Below are 17,739 nucleotides of genomic sequence, written 5' to 3'. Positions count from 1 at the left end.
ATTATAGAGAACCCAAGCAAGCAGACTAATTCAGCATAAGAGGACACGCCATGCCAGGCTCGTTATATGACCCGAAACGCCGTCATTTACTTCAAGGGCTTGGCGCGTGTGCGCTACTCTCTCCCTTTGCCTCCATGCCAGCATGGGCAAGACGGCAACGGCTTTATATCGACGGTTTGTGCTTCCTACCAGAAGACGTAAACGACGTAAAAGCCTCTAAGCTCAACGCCTTTATCGCTGATATTTCAGATATTGAAGCAGTAAAACAAGCCGATGGCACCACCAACTACAAACGTACCTACAACGCCTGTATCAAGAGTATTGCCAAAGCCAATGCGACTGTCGACGCTCACCCAGATGTTTATCAAAGAGGCTTAACCGGGCTGGATATCGACAAAGCGGTCGCCCAGGACAAAACCGCAGTGTTCTTTCAAATCCAAGGCGCGGATTGCGTTGAGGGTGACAGCAACGCCAACAACTGGCAACAGCTAGAAGAGTTTCGCCAGCAAGGTTTGCGGGTACTGCAGCTAACGCACCACTATGGCAACGAGTTTGCGGGTGGCGCGTTAGACAATGATGGTAGTCAGGGGCTCGATAAACCGCTGACAGAACAAGGCCGTGAGTTGATTGCTGCGCTAAACCAAAAGAACATGCTCATCGATGTTAGCCATTCAAGCGTACAAACCGCACTTGATACCGCACGTTTAAGCAATAAGCCAATAGTGCAGTCACATGGCGCAGTGCGCAGCATCGTCAACCACGCCCGCTGTAGCCCAGATGAAGTTATCCGCGCCATTGCCGACACTGGCGGCGTATTTGGCGTATTTATGATGAGTTTTTGGCTAACTAACAACCCTGTTCCTACTGTTGATGACTTTGTACGTCAACTTGAGCATGTATCTCGCGTGGGCGGCGTCGAGTCTGTCGCCATCGCCAATGACTATCCACTGCGCGGTCACCTCAAACTGCTTGAGCTAGAGAATGATAACGCCCTAGGGGTTAAACAATACCTGGATTGGTGGCATAGCTTGCGGGCTAAAAATGTGCTTGGGTTTGATGTTGAGCCAAGACACGTGGTGATCCCAGAGCTTAATCATATTGATCGCATGAGCCGCATTGACGATGCGCTGCGCAAAGCGCGATTCAAATCTTCCGATCGCGACCGCTTTATGGGAGGCAATTTGGCTCGAGTATTGCAGTCAGTCGTTGTTTAACACCATATTAGCCAGTTTCGTCAAAAAGCTGGCTAATACCAATTAGCACAAGTATGTGATCTTTCTTACTGGCTAAAATCGCTTATAACTTCGTTAAAAATTTTGTAGGTAGAGCAACTAGCTAGCTGCAATTTCCGCCTTGTTCTAATCGATTTTTCCTGCGTAATATCTGAACACTTATTTATCCCAATTGGTATAACATCGTTTAACAAAGACCTAGGGAATACTATGGAAAGCCTGATCATCAAGCCAAGTTACGTCGAAATGTTCAACTGCATTGGCCCGCAGTGCAGTGACAGCTGCTGTAATGACTGGATGATCACCTTCGACAAACAAAGCTACAAACGCACAGTGGGCAATAAGCAGCTTGCAGATATAGCCAAGTTTGCATTGACCGAAGTCAAAGACAACGAATCAACCTGGGCCATCGTTAACCTTGACGAGCAAGGCGCTTGCCCATTTCTTGATGAGAAAAAGTGGTGCCAAATCCACAGTAAAGCAGGTGAAGATGCGCTAAGTTACACCTGCAAAACCTACCCTAAACGAAACCAGATTATTGACGGGCATAAGTACATGAGCTTGTACCTGTCATGTCCTGAAACCGCAAGATTAGTGCTGTTTGAAGATGCATTTCAGTTTAGCGCAAACCCAAGCGGCAACAATGCACCTGCAAAGCCCGGCGCGCCATGGTTAGAAAAAGCCTATGACTATAGCTTAGATTTATTGGTCAACTCAGGTCTGCCGTGGCAACAAGCCTTACTGGCAATCGGTTTTTTAATTAAAACGGCTACGCAGGTAAAGCTGCGCCAAGCGCCATTATCACAACTCGATAGCCGTCATCAGCAACTATCAGCGATGGCACAAGCGGGTATGTTCAGCCAAAGTTATGGGCAAATTCCTTATACTAGTGCACCGCAGAATCAAACCTTCGTTGCGATTCATGACGCGGTAGCTAAGCTGCACTCTAGAGGGATTAGGGACAGATTCTCATCGTTAAATGACATTATTAACCAAGTATGTAATGAGCAAAACAACTACTCTATTGAGCAGTTAAATCAAGCTTGGGAGAAGGGTGTCACTAAAGTGGTGACTGATCACGACGAGCTGTTTACGCGTTTTATTTTGTATTCTATTTATCACAACCACTTCCCTATGGACGAGCAGCATGATCCAGAGTTTATGCTGCAACAACTGATCATCGACTGTTTTATGGTTCGCTGTTATTTAAGCGCACTATATTTCAAGCAACAAACACTCAGTCAAGATGATATTGTCAAATGCTTCCAAACTTATCACGTGGTTAGACAACACAAACCTAAGTTTACCGACCGTTTAAAAGAAGTGTTACTGGCAAATAATCTGACATCACTGCCAGCGGCGATTAGTTTGTTGAAAACAACATAAAATATGCATCAACAACAATAGAAGCACTCAATTACAAGGCTAGCGATTGCTCGCCTTGCAAGGATGTTGAGTTTGGTTCAAACCAATTTAAACTGTCAGAGAGCTCTACCACTTCACCGATAATCATCAGCGCTGGCATTTGCAGTTCAGGATGCTTTGCTAGGGTTGCAAGCTCACCTAAGCTAGCTTTAAATACTTGCTGCTCTTGAGTGGTCGCTTTTGAAACAATGGCGACAGGAGTTGACGCAGCGCGACCTGCATTGAGCAAACCGTCACGAATAATCTCGGCGTTTAAAATTCCCATGTACACCACTAGCGTATTATTTGGGTTGGCATAGCCTTGCCAGTCCATTGGGCGAGACTCAAGCTGGCAATGACCTGTAATAAAAGTCACCCCTTGCGCGTGATCACGGTGAGTTAACGGAATACCCGCATAAGATGAAGTGCCGCTTGCGGCAGTAATACCCGGCACGACTTCAAATGGCACCTTAGCCTCAACTAAGGTCTGAAGCTCCTCGCCACCACGACCAAAAATAAATGGGTCGCCACCTTTTAAGCGAATGACACTTTTACGGGTATACGCTTTTGTCACCAGTAGTTGGTTTATTTGATCCTGACTTGCACTGTGTTTGCCTGCGCGTTTGCCCACGGCAATTTTCTCAGCACTTGCTGGTAACAAGGCTAAGATTTCCGGACTAACTAGTGCGTCATAAAGCACCACTTCTGCTTGTTGCAGCAAACGAAAGGCTTTTACCGTCAGTAGATCAACATCACCAGGCCCAGCTCCTACGAGCCAGACCTTGCCGATTGCCTGTTGATTGGGGATTGAGATTAGCTCCATCACGCCTTCCGCTATGTTTGATTTGGTTCAAATATAACGGTTTACATATTCCATATATAATAGTTAATAGTTAGTTTTTATAACCATAATGAATATGTAATCTGAACTCGGGATAATAAATCGAATTCTAACGACTATTTTTGCCTGTCTCTTAGTAAGAAAGAGTGTGTTGAAGCTACTCGCAATAGACTAGCTATTGACGCGTAGCTTCGCCTTGAACTAAACAAAACTATCTCGCTAGAAACATAAAGCTTTATATAAAGTCAATCTGGAGCACTTTTGACACTTCCTTATCCCGAACTCAGGTTATATAAAAATTTGTGATTATTAAGCGGGGCATAAGAAAAACAAGCTAGACGCATAATTTTCATGCAGATTACTTAAAAGTTTGTTTAAATCAAAGATTAGAAAAAGGCACTAACCAAATGCTCGACGCTCGGTAACATTTTTGGTGACAATATCAGCGCTGTACAACTTAGCTAGGAAGCAAGATGAATAAACAACAGTTTGGAACTATATCAAGTCGTGGGCCAGTTAGATGGGTGGCACGAAGCGTAAAACATACTATAAGCATATTACTGTTAACACTGGGCATAACTTCAGTTGCAAGCGCACAAGACTCGCTGCTAGAAGCTCGAGTTAAAGATGAGCTTGAAACCTCAGATCACGCCTTTGTGATCACCCCGCACAAAGCCAATTATATTTTACCTGTGACTTACCAAACTCGAACTAACTTTGAGCCTTTTAGGGAAAAGTACCCAGATGAAGAAGGTAAGGTCGACAACATTGAAGCTAAGTTTCAGATTAGCTTTAAGTTTCCATTGTGGTACAACATGTTTGGCGATAATGGTCACCTATTTTTTGCCTATTCTAACCAGTCATATTGGCAGGTGTATAACAAAGACGTCTCATCACCATTTAGAGAAACCAACCATGAACCGGAAATGTTCATGCTGTTCAATAACGACTGGGAAGTGGCAGGCCTAACCAACTCATTTTGGGGTTTTGGTATGGTGCATCAATCTAATGGCCAATCAACAACACTGTCACGCAGCTGGAACCGCATATACGGCACCATGGTATTCGACAAAGGTCCTTTTGCGCTTGGTTTAAAGGCATGGTGGCGTATACCTGAAGATGACAAAGAGTTCGACACTGACCCTCGCGGCGATGATAACCCAGACATTGGCGACTACATGGGTAACTTCGAGCTGACATCAATTTATGGTGTGGGCGATCATCGCTTTACTATGATGCTACGCAACGATTTATTTGGCACTCAGCGCGGCGCAGTAGAAGTCACCTGGAGCTATCCGATTGTCGGTAACTTGCGCCTGTATACTCAGTACTTTAATGGTTACGGTGAAAGCCTTATCGACTATAATCACCATAACCAACGTATTGGTATTGGCTTAGCGCTTAACGATATTTTGTAAATGCTTCATTGACGTTGCATCGAGCAAGCAACAAAAAAGGTGCCAATTGGCACCTTTTTTGTTGTGATTATATGTTTATAACCAAGCTTGATAGTCTATTTAGGGAATAGGGTTATAGTACAGCTTATTTATCGCCGTATTCCACTTTAGAGCCTAGTTCAATACCATTGTCGGTAAAGCGAATATCCATCGACATGTTCATATCATAGTGCTTGAACATCTCAAGCTCAGGTGGCATTTCTTCACCACTATTTTCAATCACATCAATTAACGGACCAATGGCTTTCTTGTAGTCGATTTGTGTCGCAATAAAGCCATTATTCTCAAGCTTTTGACTTGCTAAATTATCAACCATAGCAACGCCCTTCTCACCACTGAATAACACTAAGTGGTTGCCGCGAAGCGCAAGCTTAGCCGTTACACCGTACTCAGGTGGTAGCATCAGCATCGAAGATACATCGACAGCCTCACCACCATCAGTCAATTGCACTTGGGCAAGCGGCGGATAAAACGGCGCTACCATATTCAACAACAATGATGGGTCTTGAGCAGAGACCGCAACTAATGCATCGAGGTTATCAACCTTTGGCTGGCCATTTTGCTCAGACAATTGATAACCATTGACGCTGATGCTGATACCTTTAACACCATCAGCCATGCCAGTCATCATGCCAAGCATCATAGGATTTTGCTGGGCTATTTCCTGCTGCATTTGCGCTAGCGGCGCACACTGATAGCTCGGAGTTTGTAAATCGCTCCAAATTGCATTGATGCTAGATGAAACTTCACCAACATCAATACCTAAGCCCATAGCAAACAAACTTTGCTCGCCAAAGCTAGGTACAAAACCTTGTAGCTTACTCAACGCCTTTAAAATTTTTGCGTTCTTTGACTCAACAATCACTCTGCTTGCCATGGTTGAATGACCAGATTTAACTTCTAGCTTATCGATACCCATGACAGTTTTTGGCCAATTGTTAGCAATCGACATTAGCTCAGTGTGACACTCAGTACTGCGCATCATAGCCAGCTCTTGTGAGCCTTGTAGTGCGGCGATACCTGAGATTTGTTTCGCCAGCGTATTGCCGCTCTCTGACGTCAAACCATTCATAAGTGCCTGATGGTTAATAAAGCTCACGCCATCTTTAGTGAAGTTATATTGCTTGAAAATATCTTCAACATAGCTAGTTTGCGTAATCGGGTTGCTAACTTGAGCAAGATCCAATGCTTGTGCGGTGTACTCTTCATCGATCAATGACGATTTAAAGGTAAAAGTAACCCAACCGTCTTTTTCTGCAATAACCAAATCAATTGACTCTGGCTCGCCGCTATCTAGCACAGGATAACTACGCACAGCCAAACCGCGGAGGTTTTGCGCTTGATGTAGCACACCACTTTCTACTTCAGCTCGGTCAATTTCAGCCCAGAAAGCCGCAGGATTTGTCACTTCGAACTTCATTACAGGCAATGCGCCAATAAAATAAGATGAACTACGCATGGTATCGGCGATACCAAACTGAGCCAGCACAGCTTGTGGGTCGTCTAACTTTGCCATTGCACTATTAAACAAACTAATAAACAGTGGCGAGATAGGTAGCTCTGGCGCCACATCTAACGGAATAGGCTCATGTGGCATCGCCTGATATTGCTTAGCAGACGAGGCTAAATACTGCTTAATAGGAAACGGCGTTAACTGGGCCGATAGCATCACAGTGTCTGCCGGTACATTGGCAAGCACCTGGCTATTGCTCGAGGCAGAATCTTGCATAGTGGCGACATAACCTAATGCGGCGAGTGAGACAATCCCTGCCCCGACGACGAGTTTTTTCATCTTTGCTCCATTTTTATTGTTGGACTATTGCGACTAGATTTTTAACTATCTTTAAATTAACAATCTATAAAGCGCGCATAAAACAGTGAGTTATTGTGACCTATATAAGATTTAAGTGCTATGAATTGTTGAAGTTTGTTTATGGCGGGGCGATAAAAAATAAAATCCCCAGCAGGGCAATCTTGCCCTGCTGGGGATAACTGATTTGATTTTCCTGCGCTAACAAGTCAATCAAGTGCTCGTGGAAGCGAGCGAAGCTTTTGGAGGTACTTGGATTGCAATTACAGTCCTAAAGTGTCGACAAAAACCGTCTACGGGAACTTCTAAATTTAGACCACCCTAGAGGCTTTTGCATGAGTTTTTTAACAAAAATTCATAAAAACAGCCTTTAACAGCGATTTATATGCCTATCTCGCAAAAATACCACAAGGATATCGGTCATTTAGTAAGTTCTAGCCTATATAACTGACAAGGCGTTTTTATTACAGTTTCATCGTCACTGATAAAATTCACCAAATTCACACTTTTGGACTAGCGCTATTTGATCTATTAATTAGCGCTTAAGCGCACGCAATATAGGTTAGATCTCGTAGTGCAAGCCACACTCGCGTTTCATACCGTTAAAGCGTGTTTGCTCCTCTGTCATGCCAGCTTCAAGCGGTTGAGATGAGTGGGTATCACCGACTGACACATAACCTTGCTCCCACAGAGGGTGATACGGCAAATCATGCTCAACTAGGTACTCGTGGATCTGCTTATTTGACCAATCAATAATCGGTAAGAATTTAAATCGTTTACCGTGAATCGCCAAAATAGGCAGCTCTTCTCGCGTACTTGACTGACTTCTACGTAACCCTGCAAACCAGGTTCCTACACTTAATTGCGCTAGCGCTCTTTGCATAGGCTCTACTTTGTTAATGCGATTGTATTCATCTAACGCATCTAGGCCTTTTTCCCATAATTTTCCTGTAGTTGCCTCTTGCCAAGCAGCACTTTTGGTTGCGCTAAACACATGAAGATTTAACGACAAGCGCTCTGTTAGCTCTTCAATAAAGCGATAGGTTTCAGGAAACAGATATCCCGTATCTGTCAGTATCACCGGAATGTTAGCTTTAGCGCTATTCATCATATGCAACATCACTGCAGCTTGGATCCCAAAGCTTGACGACAAAGCGTGACAGTCAGGTAAGTAGGCAAGGGCCCATTCCACTCTCTGCTCGGCTGATAAGCCTTCAAGAAACTGGTTAACCTTCGCTAACCCCTGCTGCGCGGTCGCTTTTGGCGCTGCGAGCAAACTCAACAATTCATCTTTAGATATTGGCGAATTTATCGAGCCACTAACGCTTAGGGATTCATCGCCAACAGCTTGCGTGACTTGGTTATCCATGAAAATCCTTAGCTGCATCAACAACGGCCTTTACTACACCAACACGCACAGTAAAGTTACCGAAAGTCTCGCCTGCATCTCGCTCGGCTGCATAACGGCCAAATAATTCGTCTAACTCAGCCAATATTTGCGCTTCTTGGATGTTTTCTTTATACATTTTATTCAGGCGCGTGCCTTCAAAGCTCGCACCTAGATATAAGTTGTAACGCCCTGGCGCTTTGCCCACCAAACCAATTTCGGCGGCAAACGGACGAGCACAGCCATTAGGGCACCCCGTCATACGCACAACAATGGCTTGGTCTTCAATACCATGCTTTTGCTGCAAGGCATCAACGTGGTCGATAAACTCAGGAAAGTAACGCTCAGCTTCCGCCATCGCTAGCGGACAAGTTGGCAACGCCACACAAGCAATTGAGTGGCCGCGAGTTGCCGATAGTACTTTACCTAATAATCCATGCTTACGTGCCAAACCTTCTATTTCAGCTTTATCTTGCTCTGCAACACCGGCAATAATCATATTTTGGTTAGATGTCATGCGGAAATCACCTTTATGGATTTTGGCAATTTCGCGCAGGCCAGTTTGCAATGTTTGCCCTGGCATATCTTTAATACGACCACTTTCGATAAATAAGGTTAGATGCCACTTGCCATCGATACCTTCAACCCAGCCGTATCGGTCACCGCGATCGCCAATCACCACATCGCGCTTAGGCTCGAACTTAACACCAGCACGTTTCTCAACTTCAGCTTTAAAGGCATCATAACCATGGTCGACAATGGTGTATTTCAAACGCGCACGCTTACGCACCACGCGGTTACCCCAGTCACGCTGCACAGTCATCACAGCCTCAGCAAACTTGATAACATCTTGGGTTTTAATGAAGCCAAAATCATCAGCCAGACGCGGGAAGGTTTCCACCTCACCATGGGTTGACCCCATGCCACCACCAGCAACCAGGTTAAAGCCGACTAACTCGCCATCTTCAGCGACGGCAATAAAACCAAGGTCATTGGTATAAACGTCAACATCGTTATCTGGTGGCACTGATACCGCCATTTTAAACTTACGCGGCAAGTACGTTTTTCCATAAACAGGTTCATTGGTTTGGGTATCAACTAGCTTTTCTTCATCGAGCCAAATCTCAGCATAAGCGCGGGTGTGAGGCAGCAGGTGATCAGATAACTCTTTTGCCACTGCGTACGCTTGCTCATGTAGCTTTGACTCAATCGGATTTGGGTTACACATCACGTTGCGGTTTACATCGCCACATGCGGCAATTGAGTCTAACGCAGCTCTGTCTAGCCCCTGAATTAGCGTTTTTAGATTACGCTTGGGAATACCATGGTATTGGAACGTTTGACGAGTGGTTAAACGAATACTGTTAGATGTGGTTAAGGTAGATGAAATTCTATCGACATCTAACCACTGCTCCGGCGTACAAATACCACCAGGCACACGAGCACGCAGCATAAAGCTGTATAGCGGTTCAAGCTTTTGTGCTTTACGCTCATTGCGCAAGTCTCGGTCATCTTGCTGATAAAAACCGTGGAATTTAATTAGCTGCTGATCGCCATCACTAAACGAGCCCGTCACCTGAGTGTCTAACCCCTCTTGAATGGTGCCGCGCAAGTAATCACTGTCGGTTTTTAAATATTCATTTACTGCTAACTTTTGCTCACTCATGTGAAACCTCAAAATTTGTCTTGGCCGCGCCCATCGTTATTGCTTTTAGTCTGACTAATTAGTGGCGTGACGAATAATCTGTTTGCGTTCTCTAGTTCTTATCTCTAGTGAGAAAAGTTAATAAACGTCTTTCTGGTAACGTTTTTCTACACGTAATGTATCTAAATAACTGGCGGCATCTTCGCTTGATAATCCGCCCTGAGTTTGGGCAACATCTAACAAGGCTTGATGCACATCTTTTGCCATACGCTCGGCGTCACCACAGATATATATGTGCGCGCCATTTTGCAGCCACTGCCATACCTGCTCAGCCTGTTCACTGATACGGTGCTGCACGTAAATCTTATGCTCTTGATCACGGGAGAACGCCACATCAAGCTGAGTTAACTCGCCCGACTTAAGGTACTGCTGCCACTCGGTTTGATATAAGAAGTCTTGCTCAAAATGTGGGTTACCAAAGAACAACCAGCTATTGCCTTCAACGCCATCACTGCTGCGTTGTTGCATAAAGGCACGAAACGGCGCTACGCCAGTACCAGGGCCAATCATAATCACTGGCGTGTCAGGACTTTCTGGCAAGCGGAAGTTGTTATTAGGTTCAACGTAGACTTTGACTTCTTGGCCTTCCTCTGCAGAGGCTAGGAAATGTGACGCGCCACCGAAGCGAGCCTGACCATTACGCTCATCTTCAACTAACGCCACGGTAAGGTGGACTTCTGCTTCTACTTCAGCCTGACTTGAGGCGATAGAATATAAACGCGGCGTTAATGGGCGCAGTAAATCAACAAAGGCTTGCGCCTCGACTTTAGCTGGGTAAGCCTTAATGATGTCTACCACTTGCTGAGTCAGCATAAACTCTCGGGTTTTGCTCTTGTCGCTCGCAAGCGCTTGCAATGACTTATCACCACTGAGTTCAGCCCAGTTTTGAATAAAGCCAGGATATAGCTGAGTTAGCTCTTTGCTGTCGACAAGTGCCTGTTTCAGAGTCGTGCTTTGTTTACTCACTTCAACCGACTCATCACCAGATAACTCAAGCTGAGCTAATACTTCATCAACTAACTCAAGGTTATTGCTAAACCATACGCCTAGCGCATCGCCCACCTGATACTCAATACCAGACTCACCTAGATCAATTTCAACATGGCGCACATCGCGATCTGAGTCGCGGCCAGTCAGCTTCTGACTCACAAGGATTTCAGCCGTATATGGCGCTTTCTTGGTGTATTGACTCGCGCCTGCTTGCGCAGCAGAGATCGGTACTACACTCGCTGAGGCTGCGTTAGTTGATGATTCAAGATGAGGTTTTACCGCCTCTAATACAGAGTCAGTCCATGCATCAGCGCTTTCCTCATAATCAACGTCACACTCAACAATTGGTGTTAACGCTTTCGCGCCAAGTGCAGCAAGGCGCGCATCAAAATCTTTACCGGTTTGGCAGAAGAACTCATAGCTCGAATCACCAAGCGCCAATACCGAGTAATGTAGGTTATCCAGCTTAGGTGCGCGTTTTGAAGCTAAAAACTCATGTAGCTGCATAGCATCATCTGGCGCTTCACCTTCACCATGGGTACTGACCACCACCAACAGCAAGGTTTCTTGTTTTAGCGCGCGAGCTTTGTAATCGGCCATTGAGGTCAAATTAACACTGTAGCCTTGCTCCTGCGCTTTTTGCGCCAGAGTTTCGGCCACGCCACGACCATTACCCGTTTGGCTGCCATATAAAATTGTGATGATTTGACTAGCTTGCGCTGCGGGTGCACTCGCCACAGCGCCAACAGCATTAGCACTAGCAGCAAGATAACCACTCACCCAGGCTTGCTGGATTGGATTTAGCTCGGCGGTAAATTGCTTTAGCTTTTCTACCTGCCCCTGTGATAGGGGGGAAGCTAATGCAGATAATTCTTTTAACAACATAGGGCGGCCTTATAACAAAATAATGCTGTTAGCTTACTCCTTGGCCAAATTGTCAAAAAAGAATAAAAGATAATTCTTTATACGTTTATGGAATATGCAAAGGTTATTTTTTGAGCTACAAAAGTGTGGCTTAGTTAAAAATTTTAGTGATCTACAACGCAAAACAGTGGGATTTCTCTAACTGGCTCTTGTCACGTTTATAGCTAATGCTTCAAGCTAAGGGGCTAATTTCTTATTGAATTTACGCCACTTCGATTGTCACAAAAACAGAACAACAATCACAAAACGCGATACAAGTAAGAACTAAATCCTGGTTTCCATCACTAAGATGGGTCTGGGTCACACCATCATGTTCGACCTTATATCAATTGGGATAAATAAGTGTTCAGAGATTATGCAGGGAAAATCGCTTAGAACAAGGCGGAAATTGCAGCTAGCTAGTTGTTCTAACTACAAAATTTCTAACGAAGTTATAAGCGGTTTTAACCAGTAAGAATAATCAAATACTTATGCTAATTGGTATTACATAATGGGATGCCGTAACCGCCTAAACATCAAGGTTTAGGTACAGCCTTTTTTATTAACCATCAGGGAACAGTCATGCAGATTGGAATACCGAGAGAAAGTATTGCAGGTGAAACCCGCGTCGCAGCGACGCCGGCGACTGTAGTACAACTACAAAAACTCGGCTTTAGCGTGGCCATCGAAAAAGCAGCAGGCAATTTGTCTAGCTTTGATGATGCTGCGTTTGAAGCTGCTGGGGCAGAAGTTGTAGATAGTGCGTATCAAGCTGACTTAGTGTTTAAAGTTAACGCACCAACGGATGACGAAATCGAGCAAATGCAAGCAGGCACTATCTTAGTGAGCTTCATTTGGCCTGCACAGAATCCTGAGCTGGTTGAAAAACTTTCACAAAAGAACATCACAGTAATGGCAATGGACATGGTGCCGCGTATTTCTCGCGCCCAGTCATTAGATGCGCTTTCGTCAATGGCCAACATTGGTGGCTACCGAGCAGTGGTTGAAGCAGCGCATGAATTTGGCCGCTTCTTCACCGGACAAATCACTGCCGCAGGTAAAGTACCACCAGCCAAAGTATTGGTCATTGGCGCAGGTGTTGCGGGCTTAGCCGCAATTGGCGCAGCAGGCTCACTAGGTGCGGTAGTGCGTGCATTTGATACCCGCTTAGAAGTTGCCGAGCAAATCGAGTCAATGGGCGGTGAGTTTTTAAAACTTGAGTTTGAAAACGAAGAAGGCGGCTCATCAGACGGTTACGCTAAAGTGATGTCAGATGAATTTATCGCTGCTGAAATGGCGCTTTTTGCCGAGCAAGCAAAAGAAGTCGATATCATCATCACCACTGCGCTTATTCCAGGTCGCCCTGCACCTAAGCTTATCACCAAAGAAATGGTTGATAGCATGAAGAGCGGTAGCGTGATTGTTGACCTTGCAGCGGCAACTGGCGGTAACTGTGAGTACACAGTAACAGGCGAGAAAATCGTTACTGAGAATGGCGTTAAAGTACTTGGTTACACTGACCTTCCAGGTCGCCTACCGGCGCAATCATCACAGCTTTACGGTACTAACCTAGTTAACCTAATGAAGCTTATGTGCAAAGAAAAAGACGGCAATGCAGTCTTAGACTTTGACGATGTTGTCATGCGTAACATGACAGTGACTCGCGATGGCGAAATCACCTTCCCACCACCAGCAATTTCGGTTTCTGCCGCGCCGCAACAAGCCGCGCCCAAAGTAGAAGCACCCGTTAAAGAAGAGAAAAAGCCATCTAAGCTCAAGTACATTCTTGGCGCAGCAGGTATTGCCGCCTTTGGCATGATTGCCCAGGTTGCACCACCCGAGTTCCTGTCACACTTCACGGTATTCGTTCTGTCTTGTGTGGTTGGTTACTACGTCGTTTGGAACGTAACCCACGCACTGCATACTCCGCTAATGTCGGTCACCAATGCTATTTCAGGCATCATTGTGGTGGGCGCATTACTACAAATAGGAAGTGGCTCAGCACTGGTCACCGCACTATCGTTTATCGCGGTTCTCATTGCCAGCATTAACATTTTTGGTGGCTTCACCGTCACTCAGCGCATGCTGAAAATGTTCCGTAAAGATTAAGGGGTATTATCGTGTCTCAAGGACTGGTTACAGCATCATATATCGTTGCCGCAGTGTTTTTTATTCTCAGCCTAGCTGGGTTATCAAAACAAGAAACGGCTAAGAACGGTAACATATTCGGTATCATCGGGATGACCATTGCGCTTGGCGCAACCATCCTAAACCCAGAAACACACGGCGTTCACTGGATCATCCTAGCGATGGTTATTGGTGGCGCGATTGGTATTCGCTTCGCGCTTAAAGTTGAAATGACTGAAATGCCTGAGCTAGTGGCAATTTTGCACAGCTTTGTCGGTATGGCAGCAGTATTAGTTGGCTTTAACAGCTTTATTGACCTGCACCCACAAGCGGTCAATGAAGTAGTGGTAACACTAGGTGATGACGTTCATGCGTCACTGCAAGCAGCCAAAGCCGCGATTGTTGAAGCAAGCCAGCAGGCAAGCGCTCATGACGCACACCTCACTGGCGCTATGCTAAACATTCACCTAGTTGAGGTGTTCCTAGGCGTATTCATTGGCGCAGTGACCTTCACAGGCTCTGTGGTAGCTTTTGGTAAGCTGCGTGGCTTAATTCCATCTAAGGCGCTAATGCTACCTCACCGCCATAAGCTCAACCTGGCTGCCGTTGTTGTGTCATTAATCCTAATGATCCAATTCGTACAAGCTGGCGGCGCTATGACACCGCTGATCATCATGACGCTAATTGCTTTTGCCTTTGGTTGGCACCTAGTTGCATCGATTGGTGGTGCAGACATGCCAGTTGTCGTATCAATGCTAAACTCATACTCAGGTTGGGCTGCTGCGGCGGCTGGTTTCATGCTATCAAACGACCTACTGATTGTAGTCGGTGCGCTTGTAGGCTCATCTGGTGCAATTCTGTCTTACATCATGTGTAAGGCGATGAACCGCTCATTTATCTCGGTCATTGCAGGTGGCTTTGGTAGCGATGGCACTGCAGCATCTGGTGATGAAGAAATGGGCGAGTTCCGCGAAACTACAGCTGAAGATGTAGCTGAGCAGCTAAAAGCATCTAGCTCAGTTATCATCACCCCAGGCTATGGTATGGCGGTTGCCCAGGCGCAATATCCAGTTGCTGAAATCACTAAAAAGCTACGCGATTTAGGTATTACTGTGCGCTTTGGTATTCACCCGGTTGCGGGTCGTCTGCCTGGTCATATGAACGTACTGCTTGCTGAAGCAAAAGTACCTTATGACGTAGTGTTAGAGATGGATGAGATTAATGATGACTTCTCAGACACTGACACGGTACTGGTTATCGGCGCTAACGATACGGTTAACCCAGGGGCAATGGAAGATCCAAACAGCCCAATCGCAGGTATGCCAGTATTAGAAGTATGGAACGCGCAAAACGTAATTGCCTTTAAACGTTCAATGAATACAGGTTATGCCGGCGTGCAAAACCCATTATTCTTCAAAGACAATACCCAAATGCTATTTGGCGATGCGAAAGACAGCGTAGAAGCGATTCTTAAAGCGCTTTAAGCTAAACGTTAGATAGAAAAGCAAATACCAGCTCGTTGTTAACTATGCGAGCTGGTATTTTTTACCTAAAACTCAACACTCGCCTGCAGATAAATGGTGCGCCAGTAAACTTAAGCTAACACTAAACAAGTGTTTCAGCGTTTAACACTTTAGTCTAACAGCTAGCATTTTCAGTCACTTAAGCGCTAAAGTGCCTGCCGACCTTTGTTTATTAACCTTTTTCTTCTCAACCCATTTTTTCAGTTTATAGAATTAGCTTTTGCCAAAAGGAGATCGGCATGCGCACTGTTTCTTCTCTGCTTAACGCCGTTATCGGTTTATTTACTGTGGTAGCTCTGCTTAGCTATAGCGCTAAGGTAAATGCAGACGACACTCACAAAAACCCTGTTTCACATAGCCTTGCTTCACAACCCCCTGTTTCACAAAGTCTTAGCTACGGTCACGTGTTTGAACATCAATCTCAAATATTTGCCGCTAAACGCCGCTATATGGTTGCATTGCCTGAGCGTTATCACATGCAAATTCCGGGCACCCAAAGACACTACAGCGTGCTGTATGTTATTGATGGCGACTTCCAGTTTCGCCATGTATCTGCTGCAGCCCACACCCTTGCGCGCATGGGCAAAATCCCACCGCTAATCGTTGTGGGCATCGCTATGCAGGGGCAAAAAGATTATCTGTACGCCAATACCTGGGAGTCTGAAAAAGAAGGCAGCGAATTTGGCGGCTCAGATAAACTGCAAGCCTATTTAAGCCAGGAATTAATCCCGTTAATCGATAGCGAATATCGCACCACTGACGCTAAAGCCCTGTCAGGCTATTCATTGGGAGGGCTATTCACCTTGTATAGCATGATGCAAGAGAGCACACCTTTTAACGTATTTTTGGCTTTTAGCCCAAGCGCATGGTATGACGGCAATAATATAGAGCAGCAACTACAGCGCTTTTTGAAAACTAAACCAAAAACCGAGCTGTTTATGACACTCGCTAACGAGAAAGGGATGGGCGTTGCCGAGTTGGATAAACTTTTTAGTGCGCATACAGATCAAAACTTGCGCTACGGCTATCAGGTGTTTGCTGATGAAACCCATTATTCGACAGCTATGCCATCCATTGTTGCGGGATTGGAGTTTCTTGCGCCCAACTATTACGTTGATTTAGACCCAATGCTGGAGTTTGCTGACTATCAGGCACTGTTGGCGCACTTTAAGCGAAAGCAGTCGCAATGGGCAGGGTTTCGCTTTGATTGGCTACAAGCCTATCACCTAGCAAAATACCTATTTCGCTCTAAACAGCACACCAAAGTTGACCAAGTATTAGCAGCTATCCAACAGGACTTTCCAGAGTCGTATTTAGAAGTTGTCATCGCATTTTCAAAGGGCTTTGTCGCCACCAAAGATCCACAAAAGTCACTGCAAATCTTAAAGCACGTTAGCGCTCAAGGTGAGCATCACCCGAACTGGCATCAACAAATGAGTAAAACTTATGAAGCGCTTGATAACAGTAGGCTTGCCAAACAACACCATCAACAAGCTGTTAAACTCGCCAAACAATATCAATATGAGTCATGGGATTATTGGGAGTTGGCGCCAGATGCTTTTACCGACTAAACGCATTTACCAACTAGAGATACTTCAAGCGGGTTGAAACTATCTTCACCGCTTCGTTTGCTAGCAGGCTGAGTGACTGAGTTATAGGCATTAAAAAAGCGCTTGCTGTTTCCAGCGAGCGCTTTTTATCAGTAGGTAACTGACTTGAATTCGAATGTGTGATGCCTGATATCTAATGCTCAGGTCATCAATCATTACTACGCAGCAAGTTCTTCTACATTATTAGTTAGTAACATCACTGAGCTACGGCCGATCAAGTTATCGATACAGCGCTCACCTTCTGCGCCTAATAACTCACCAGCTTGTTCTTTAGCATGCTCAATTGCAGTGAAGAAACTAATGCCTTTTTGACTCGCACCACACAAGCTAAAGTACAGCTTTAACACAGCAAGGTGTCGTGGCTGTTTCATAGCAGCGTTCCATGACGATTCAAGCAGTTCCAGTGATGTGAAATTTAACTCATCAACAAACAACTGACCGATACGCATGTCCAGCTTAGCTAGAAACTCGGTTTTACGAGGAAAATGATGACTGATCCCGGTTCGACTTATCCCTGTCGCATCTGAAAGCGTCGTGTAAGACATGGCTTCAAATCCGATCGTCAAAATTTGGTTTAAGGCTTCATCTAAAATGTAGTTAACTGTGCGTTCAGTTTCTACGCGTGAACGTTTTGCCATACAACTAGGTCTCTCTCATCTAATTTCAAAATGAGCTTACCAGACGGCATTAGAAATATCTGCTAACTAATTTCGATTTAACAACATTTTTAACCGCATAACATACCAGCAC

General features: G+C 45.2%; 12 protein-coding genes. 6 read left to right on the top strand and 6 right to left on the bottom strand.

What is annotated here, in order from left to right; translation table 11 throughout:
- Positions 1–50 precede the first annotated feature (50 nt).
- Both G3R49_RS09235 and fliB read left to right on the top strand, forming a co-directional pair.
- The gene (locus tag G3R49_RS09235; protein ID WP_167869466.1) at positions 51–1,214 is read left to right on the top strand and encodes a membrane dipeptidase; all 1,164 of its coding nucleotides are present in this window, start codon (positions 51–53) and stop codon (positions 1,212–1,214) included.
- A 228-nt stretch (positions 1,215–1,442) separates the two neighbouring features.
- Complete coding sequence (gene fliB, locus G3R49_RS09230) at positions 1,443–2,618, top strand: flagellin lysine-N-methylase (RefSeq protein ID WP_167869465.1); 1,176 nt, start codon at positions 1,443–1,445, stop codon at positions 2,616–2,618.
- A gap of 31 nt (positions 2,619–2,649) precedes the next feature.
- Here fliB and cobA read toward each other — a convergent pair whose 3' ends face one another.
- The gene (cobA, locus tag G3R49_RS09225; protein WP_167869464.1) at positions 2,650–3,459 is read right to left on the bottom strand and encodes a uroporphyrinogen-III C-methyltransferase; all 810 of its coding nucleotides are present in this window, start codon (positions 3,457–3,459) and stop codon (positions 2,650–2,652) included.
- A 491-nt stretch (positions 3,460–3,950) separates the two neighbouring features.
- Between cobA and G3R49_RS09220 the strand changes: the two genes are divergently transcribed.
- Positions 3,951–4,895, top strand: coding sequence for a phospholipase A (locus G3R49_RS09220; RefSeq protein ID WP_167869463.1), 945 nt, complete (start codon positions 3,951–3,953; stop codon positions 4,893–4,895).
- Between the two features lie 124 nt (positions 4,896–5,019).
- Here the strand turns inward: G3R49_RS09220 and G3R49_RS09215 are convergent, their stop codons facing one another.
- The 4 genes from G3R49_RS09215 to G3R49_RS09200 form a co-directional block, all read right to left on the bottom strand.
- On the bottom strand, positions 5,020–6,726 hold the full coding sequence (locus G3R49_RS09215; protein ID WP_167869462.1) for a hypothetical protein: 1,707 nt from the start codon (positions 6,724–6,726) through the stop codon (positions 5,020–5,022).
- Positions 6,727–7,306: 580 nt separating this feature from the next.
- Positions 7,307–8,113 carry a phosphoadenylyl-sulfate reductase gene (locus G3R49_RS09210; protein WP_130601139.1) on the bottom strand — a complete coding sequence of 269 codons (807 nt, stop codon included), beginning with the start codon at positions 8,111–8,113 and terminating at the stop codon, positions 7,307–7,309.
- Positions 8,106–9,797, bottom strand: coding sequence for an assimilatory sulfite reductase (NADPH) hemoprotein subunit (cysI, locus tag G3R49_RS09205; protein ID WP_167869461.1), 1,692 nt, complete (start codon positions 9,795–9,797; stop codon positions 8,106–8,108). Before cysI ends, G3R49_RS09210 begins: the two co-directional genes overlap by 8 nt.
- Before the next feature lie 117 nt (positions 9,798–9,914).
- Positions 9,915–11,711, bottom strand: coding sequence for an assimilatory sulfite reductase (NADPH) flavoprotein subunit (locus G3R49_RS09200; RefSeq protein WP_167869460.1), 1,797 nt, complete (start codon positions 11,709–11,711; stop codon positions 9,915–9,917).
- 600 nt (positions 11,712–12,311) lie between these two features.
- On the opposite strand from G3R49_RS09200, the gene G3R49_RS09195 reads away from it, so the two are divergent.
- From G3R49_RS09195 to G3R49_RS09185, 3 genes are all read left to right on the top strand, one after another.
- Positions 12,312–13,838 (top strand): Re/Si-specific NAD(P)(+) transhydrogenase subunit alpha, encoded by a 1,527-nt coding sequence (locus tag G3R49_RS09195; protein ID WP_167869459.1) that lies wholly within the window; start codon positions 12,312–12,314, stop codon positions 13,836–13,838.
- Positions 13,839–13,849: 11 nt separating this feature from the next.
- Positions 13,850–15,340 carry a Re/Si-specific NAD(P)(+) transhydrogenase subunit beta gene (gene pntB / locus G3R49_RS09190; protein ID WP_130601133.1) on the top strand — a complete coding sequence of 497 codons (1,491 nt, stop codon included), beginning with the start codon at positions 13,850–13,852 and terminating at the stop codon, positions 15,338–15,340.
- A gap of 278 nt (positions 15,341–15,618) precedes the next feature.
- Positions 15,619–16,950 (top strand): alpha/beta hydrolase, encoded by a 1,332-nt coding sequence (locus tag G3R49_RS09185; protein WP_167869458.1) that lies wholly within the window; start codon positions 15,619–15,621, stop codon positions 16,948–16,950.
- 197 nt (positions 16,951–17,147) lie between these two features.
- On the opposite strand, the gene G3R49_RS09180 is transcribed toward G3R49_RS09185, so the two are convergent.
- Positions 17,148–17,627 (bottom strand): TetR family transcriptional regulator, encoded by a 480-nt coding sequence (locus tag G3R49_RS09180; protein WP_130601129.1) that lies wholly within the window; start codon positions 17,625–17,627, stop codon positions 17,148–17,150.
- Positions 17,628–17,739 lie beyond the last annotated feature (112 nt).

Source organism: Shewanella sp. WXL01, from assembly GCF_012263345.1.
GTDB lineage: Bacteria > Pseudomonadota > Gammaproteobacteria > Enterobacterales > Shewanellaceae > Shewanella > Shewanella maritima.
Note: the sequence above shows the minus strand (reverse complement) of the source record. Positions and strands in the feature narration are given on the sequence as shown.

Bases quoted from the DNA above. Each gene is read 5' to 3' on its own strand.
- G3R49_RS09235 (WP_167869466.1), top strand. From the start codon at position 51: ATGCCAGGCTCGTTATATGACCCGAAACGCCGTCATTTACTTCAAGGG.
- fliB (WP_167869465.1), top strand. From the start codon at position 1,443: ATGGAAAGCCTGATCATCAAGCCAAGTTACGTCGAAATGTTCAACTGC.
- cobA (WP_167869464.1), bottom strand. From the start codon at position 3,459: ATGGAGCTAATCTCAATCCCCAATCAACAGGCAATCGGCAAGGTCTGG.
- G3R49_RS09220 (WP_167869463.1), top strand. From the start codon at position 3,951: ATGAATAAACAACAGTTTGGAACTATATCAAGTCGTGGGCCAGTTAGA.
- G3R49_RS09215 (WP_167869462.1), bottom strand. From the start codon at position 6,726: ATGAAAAAACTCGTCGTCGGGGCAGGGATTGTCTCACTCGCCGCATTA.
- G3R49_RS09210 (WP_130601139.1), bottom strand. From the start codon at position 8,113: ATGGATAACCAAGTCACGCAAGCTGTTGGCGATGAATCCCTAAGCGTT.
- cysI (WP_167869461.1), bottom strand. From the start codon at position 9,797: ATGAGTGAGCAAAAGTTAGCAGTAAATGAATATTTAAAAACCGACAGT.
- G3R49_RS09200 (WP_167869460.1), bottom strand. From the start codon at position 11,711: ATGTTGTTAAAAGAATTATCTGCATTAGCTTCCCCCCTATCACAGGGG.
- G3R49_RS09195 (WP_167869459.1), top strand. From the start codon at position 12,312: ATGCAGATTGGAATACCGAGAGAAAGTATTGCAGGTGAAACCCGCGTC.
- G3R49_RS09185 (WP_167869458.1), top strand. From the start codon at position 15,619: ATGCGCACTGTTTCTTCTCTGCTTAACGCCGTTATCGGTTTATTTACT.
- G3R49_RS09180 (WP_130601129.1), bottom strand. From the start codon at position 17,627: ATGGCAAAACGTTCACGCGTAGAAACTGAACGCACAGTTAACTACATT.